Genomic DNA, 5,919 nt, shown 5'->3' with positions numbered 1-5,919 from the left:
CGCGAGACGGTGAACCGTCTCGCGCCGCGCCGTTGGTGTCCACTCGGGGGCCGGCGCGGACCGCTCGGTGCGGTCCGATCCGGTCAGGCCTCCGCGTGACCCGCCGTCGGCAGGTCGCCCGCGTCCTTCGCCGTGATCTCGCGGAGCAGGCAGGTCAGCCGGGCCGAGCACACCCGCTTGCCCTGCTCGTCGCTGATCACGATCTCGTACGTGGCGGTGGTCCGCCCGCGGTGGACCGGGGTCGCCACACCCGTGACCAGACCGCTGCGCACCCCGCGGTGGTGGGTGCAGTTCAGGTCGACGCCGACGGCGATCTTCGAGACCCCGCCGTGCAGCATCGAGCCGATGGAGCCCAGCGTCTCGGCGAGCACCGCGGACGCGCCGCCGTGCAGCAGCCCGTACGGCTGGGTGTTGCCCTCCACCGGCATGGTGCCGACGACCTTCTCGGCCGAGGCCTCCAGGATCTGCACGCCCATCCGGTTCCCGAGGTGCCCGGCCGAGAAGAGGGCCGGGAGGTCGACGCCGAGCGCCGCGTACTCGTCGATGACCTCCTGCGGGAACTTCACGTGCTGCTGCTCACCCATGGGCCCGGCTCCGTTCGTCTTCGTACGGCTGCTTGTCGCATCGTGGTCGCCTGAGCAAACGCTTAGGCGGACTGCGATTGTTCCAGACGCACGATCACGGACTTGCTGGCGGGGGTGTTGCTGATGTCCGCCGTGGACTCCAGCGGCACCAGGACGTTCGTCTCCGGGTAGTAGGCCGCCGCGCAGCCCCGGGACGTCGGGTAGTGCACGACCCGGAAGCCGGGCGCCCGCCGCTCGGTGCCGTCCGTCCACTCGCTCACCAGATCCGCGTACGCCCCGTCCGCGAGGCCGAACGCCGCCGCGTCCTCGGGGTGCACGAGCACCACCCGGCGGCCGCCCTTGATCCCCCGGTAGCGGTCGTCGAGACCGTAGATCGTGGTGTTGTACTGGTCGTGCGAGCGCAGCGTCTGCAGCAGCAGCCGGCCCTCGGGCACCCTCGGGTACTCGACGGGGGCGGCCGTGAAGTTGGCCTTGCCGGTCTTCGTGGGGAAGCGGCGCTCGTCGCGCGGCCCGTGCGGCAGCGCGAAGCCGCCCGGGTTCGCCGCGAGACGGGCGTTGAAGTCCTGGAAACCGGGCACCACGCGCGCGATGCGGTCCCGGATCCGGGCGTAGTCCGCCTCGAACTCCTCCCAGGGCGTGGCCGACGCCTCGCCGAGCACCGCCCGCGCCATCCGCGCCACGATCGCCGGCTCGGACAGCAGGTGCGGGCTCGCCGGCGGCAGGTTGCCCCGGGAGGCGTGCACCAGGCTCATCGAGTCCTCGACCGTGACGAACTGCACTGTGCTTTTTCCACCGAGAGTGCTCTTCTGCACGTCCTTGTCGGTGCGGCCGAGCGTCGGCAGGATCAGCGCGCGCGTGCCCGTCACCGCGTGCGAGCGGTTCAGCTTCGTCGAGACGTGCACGGTCAGGCGCGCGTTCCGCATCGCCGCCTCCGTCACCTCCGTGTCGGGCGTCGCCCCCACGAAGTTGCCGCCCATCGCGAAGAACACCTTCGCCTCGCCGTCGCGCAGCGCCTGGATCGAGCGCACCACGTCGAAGCCGTGGTGGCGCGGCGAGACGATCCCGAACTCCTTGTCCAGGGCGTCGAGGAACGCGGGCGCCGGGCGCTCGAAGATGCCCATCGTGCGGTCGCCCTGCACGTTCGAATGGCCGCGCACCGGGCACACCCCGGCGCCCGGCCGCCCGATGTTCCCGCGGAGCAGCAGGAAGTTGACCACCTCGCGGATCGTCGGCACGGAGTGCTTGTGCTGGGTGAGGCCCATCGCCCAGCAGACGATCGTCCGCTCCGAGGCGAGTACCATCTCCAGGGCCCGCTCGATCTCCGGGCGGCTCAGACCGGTCGCGGCGAGCGTCTCGTCCCAGTCGGCCGCCTTCGCCGCCGCCGCGAACTCCTCGTACCCATGGGTGTGTTCCCGTACGAAGTCCTCGTCGACCGCCCCGGCCGTCTCCAGGACCAGCTTGTTGAGCAGCCGGAACAGCGCCTGGTCGCCGCCGATCCGGATCTGCAGGAACAGGTCCGTGAGCGCCGCGCCCCTGAGCATGCCCTGCGGGGTCTGCGGGTTCTTGAAGCGCTCCAGGCCCGCCTCCGGCAGCGGGTTCACCGAGATGATCCGCGCGCCCGCGGCCTTCGCCTTCTCCAGGGCCGAGAGCATCCGCGGATGGTTCGTCCCCGGGTTCTGCCCGGCCACGATGATCAGGTCCGCCCGGTGCAGGTCCTCCAGGGAGACGCTGCCCTTGCCGATGCCGATCGTCTCCGTCAGCGCCGAGCCCGAGGACTCGTGGCACATGTTGGAGCAGTCCGGCAGGTTGTTCGTGCCGAACTCGCGGGCGAAGAGCTGCAGCAGGAACGCCGCCTCGTTGCTCGTCCGCCCCGAGGTGTAGAAGAGCGCCTCGTCCGGCGAGCCCAGGGCGCGCAGTTCCTCCGCGATGACCGCGAACGCCCGCTCCCAGCTCACCGGCTCGTACCGCTCGCCGCCCTCCGGCAGCAGCATCGGCTGCGTGATCCGGCCCTGCTGGCCCAGCCAGTACCCGCTGCGGGTCGCGAGGTCCGCCACCGGATGCGCGGCGAAGAACTCCGGCGTCACCCGGCGCAGCGTCGCCTCCTCGGCGACCGCCTTCGCGCCGTTCTCGCAGAACTCCGCCACATGCCGCTTGTCACCCTCCGGCCAGGCGCAGCCGGGACAGTCGAAGCCGTCCTTCTGATTGACCTTGAGCAGGGTCCGCGCGGTGCGCCGCAGACCCATCTGTTCCTGCGCGATCCGCAGGGTGTGCCCGATGGCGGGCAGGCCGGCCGCGGAGTGCTGCGGCTCCGTGACCTGCGGTGCGTCCTGGACCGGGTCACCGGCAGGCGGCTTGCTGACCATCGCGCTCTCCCTTGAGCGGTAATCCTGTGGCGTACGTCTCCGATCCTGTCACGCGGCACCGACAGACCGGCACCCCGGCCGCTGTGGACGGGATTGTCAGTGGGCCGTGGCAGGATCGTCGTGTGGCCGAGACAGCATCGAAGACCCCCGCAGACACCCGCCCCCGCCTGCTCCTCATGGACGGGCACTCGCTCGCGTACCGGGCGTTCTTCGCGCTGCCCGCGGAGAACTTCACCACCGCGACGGGACAGCCGACGAACGCGATCTACGGGTTCGCCTCGATGCTGGCGAACACGCTCCGCGACGAGGCGCCCACCCACTTCGCGGTCGCGTTCGACGTGTCCCGCAAGACCTGGCGGTCCGAGGAGTTCCCGGAGTACAAGGCGAACCGCTCCAAGACCCCCGACGAGTTCAAGGGGCAGGTCGAGCTGATCGGCGAGCTCCTCGACGCGATGCACGCGCCGCGCTTCGCCGTCGACGGCTTCGAGGCCGACGACGTCATCGCCACCCTCGCCACCCAGGCCGAGGCCGAGGGCTTCGAGGTCCTCATCGTCACCGGCGACCGGGACTCCTTCCAGCTGGTCACCGACCACACCACCGTGCTCTACCCGACCAAGGGCGTCTCCGAGCTCACCCGCTTCACCCCGGAGAAGGTCCAGGAGAAGTACGGCCTGAGCCCCTCGCAGTACCCCGACTTCGCCGCCCTGCGCGGCGACCCGTCCGACAACCTGCCGGGCATCCCCGGCGTCGGCGAGAAGACCGCCGCCAAGTGGATCAACCAGTTCGGCTCCTTCGCCGAGCTCGTCGAGCGCGCGGACGAGGTCAAGGGCAAGGCCGGCCAGAACTTCCGCGACCACCTGGAGTCCGTCAAGCTCAACCGCGTCCTCACCGAGATGGTCCGGGACGTCGAGCTGCCGAAGACCGTCACGGAGCTCGCCCGCGAGCCCTACGACCGCACGGCCGTCGCCCTCGTCCTCGACACCCTGGAGATCCGCAACCCCTCGCTCCGCGAGCGGCTCCTCGCCGTCGACCCCGGCTCCGCCGAGGAGACCGCGCCCGCCCCCGCCGCGGGCGTCGAGCTCGACTTCACCGTCCTCGGCGCCGGCGAGCTCGCCCCCTGGCTCGCCGAGCACGGCACCGAACCCCTCGGCATCGCCACCGTCGACAGCTGGGCCCTCGGCACCGGGAACGTCGCCGAGATCGCCCTCGCCGCCGCCGGGGGAGCCGCCGCCTGGTTCGACCCCAGCAGCCTCGACGAGGCCGACGAGCAGGCCTGGGCCGCGTGGATCTCCGACCCCGACCGGCCGAAGGTCATGCACAACGCCAAGGGCGCCATGCGGGTCTTCCCCGAGCACGGCTGGTCCATCGCGGGCGTCACCATGGACACCGCCCTCGCCGCCTACCTGGTCAAGCCCGGCCGGCGCTCCTTCGCCCTCGACGCCCTCACCGTCGAGTACCTCGGCCGCGAGCTCGCCCCGGCGGCCGCCGCCGACGGCCAGCTCGCCTTCGGCGCCGACGACACCGCCGAGGCCGAGGCCCTCATGAGCCAGGCGCGGGCCGTCCTCGACCTCGGCGGCGCCTTCGACGAGCGGCTCGCCGAGGTCGGCGCCCGCGAGCTCCTCCACGAGGTCGAGCTCCCCACCTCCGCCCTCCTCGCCCGCCTGGAGCGGCACGGCATCGCCGCCGACCGTGACCACCTGGAGGCCATGGAGCAGCAGTTCGCCGGCGCCGTGCAGCAGGCCGTCAAGGAGGCCCACGCCTCCGTCGGCCACGAGTTCAACCTCGGCTCGCCGAAGCAGCTCCAGGAGGTCTTCTTCGGCGAGCTGAACCTGCCGAAGACCAAGAAGACCAAGACCGGATACACGACGGACGCCGACGCGCTCGCCTGGCTGGCCGGCCAGACCGAGCACGAACTGCCGGTGATCATGCTCCGCCACCGCGAGCAGGCGCGACTGCGCTCGACGGTCGAGGGCCTGATCAAGACCGTCGCCGCCGACAACCGCATCCACACCACCTTCAGCCAGACCGTGGCCGCGACCGGCCGCCTCTCCTCGACCGACCCGAACCTGCAGAACGTGCCGGTGCGGACGGACGAGGGCCGCGCCATCCGGCACGGCTTCGTCGTCGGCGAGGGCTTCGAGGCCCTCATGACCGCCGACTACAGCCAGATCGAACTGCGCGTCATGGCCCACCTCTCCGAGGACGAGGGCCTCATCGAGGCCTTCACCTCCGGCGAGGACCTGCACACCACCGTCGCCTCCCAGGTCTTCGGCGTCGAGCGGTCCGCCGTCGACGCCGAGATGCGCCGCAAGATCAAGGCCATGTCGTACGGCCTGGCCTACGGCCTGTCGGCGTTCGGCCTCTCCCAGCAGCTGAACATCGACCCGGGCGAGGCCCGCGGCCTGATGGACACCTACTTCGAGCGCTTCGGCGGGGTACGGGACTACCTGCGGCGCGTCGTCGACGAGGCCCGCGCGACCGGGTACACCGAGACGATGCTCGGCCGCCGCCGCTACCTCCCGGACCTCAACAGCGACAACCGTCAGCGCCGCGAGGCCGCCGAGCGGATGGCCCTCAACGCCCCGATCCAGGGCACGGCCGCGGACATCGTGAAGGTCGCCATGCTGAACGTGGACCGCGCCCTCAGCGACGCGGGCCTGGCCTCCCGGATGCTCCTCCAGGTCCACGACGAAATCGTCCTCGAACTCGCCCCCGGCGAGCGCGAGCAGGTCGAGACCCTGGTCCGCGCACAGATGTCGGCCGCCGCCGACCTCCGAGCCCCCCTGGACGTCTCGGTAGGAGTAGGCCCCAACTGGGACTCAGCAGCACACTGACCGTTGCGGGCACGCTTCCGCCCCGTTGTGGGCGCGCGCCCACCCCGTTGTGGGCAGGCGTTCCGCAAGGGGCGGAACGGGTGGGCACAACGGACGGCGCCCTTGCCGGCGCCAGAGGCTCCCGCGCCTGAACCCGCA

The 5,919-nt window shown here is 71.5% G+C and carries 3 protein-coding genes; 1 reads left to right on the top strand and 2 read right to left on the bottom strand.

Annotated elements, in window-relative coordinates; all coding sequences use genetic code 11:
• Positions 1 to 83 precede the first annotated feature (83 nt).
• Together ACWGN5_RS41580 and ACWGN5_RS41575 are read right to left on the bottom strand one after the other, a co-directional pair.
• Positions 84 to 584 (bottom strand): hotdog fold thioesterase, encoded by a 501-nt coding sequence (locus ACWGN5_RS41580; RefSeq protein WP_453524164.1) that lies wholly within the window; start codon positions 582 to 584, stop codon positions 84 to 86.
• Between the two features lie 62 nt (positions 585 to 646).
• Positions 647 to 2,947 carry an FdhF/YdeP family oxidoreductase gene (locus ACWGN5_RS41575; protein WP_453524161.1) on the bottom strand — a complete coding sequence of 767 codons (2,301 nt, stop codon included), beginning with the start codon at positions 2,945 to 2,947 and terminating at the stop codon, positions 647 to 649.
• Between the two features lie 122 nt (positions 2,948 to 3,069).
• Between ACWGN5_RS41575 and polA the strand changes: the two genes are divergently transcribed.
• The gene (gene polA / locus ACWGN5_RS41570) at positions 3,070 to 5,781 is read left to right on the top strand and encodes a DNA polymerase I (RefSeq protein WP_453524158.1); all 2,712 of its coding nucleotides are present in this window, start codon (positions 3,070 to 3,072) and stop codon (positions 5,779 to 5,781) included.
• Positions 5,782 to 5,919: the final 138 nt, after the last annotated feature.

Source organism: Streptomyces sp. NPDC055815 (assembly GCF_053616475.1).
Note: the sequence above shows the minus strand (reverse complement) of the source record. Positions and strands in the feature narration are given on the sequence as shown.

What these genes read in the sequence shown, in the direction of transcription:
- ACWGN5_RS41580 (WP_453524164.1), bottom strand. Translation starts at nt 584, where the DNA reads ATGGGTGAGCAGCAGCACGTGAAGTTCCCGCAGGAGGTCATCGACGAG.
- ACWGN5_RS41575 (WP_453524161.1), bottom strand. Translation starts at nt 2,947, where the DNA reads ATGGTCAGCAAGCCGCCTGCCGGTGACCCGGTCCAGGACGCACCGCAG.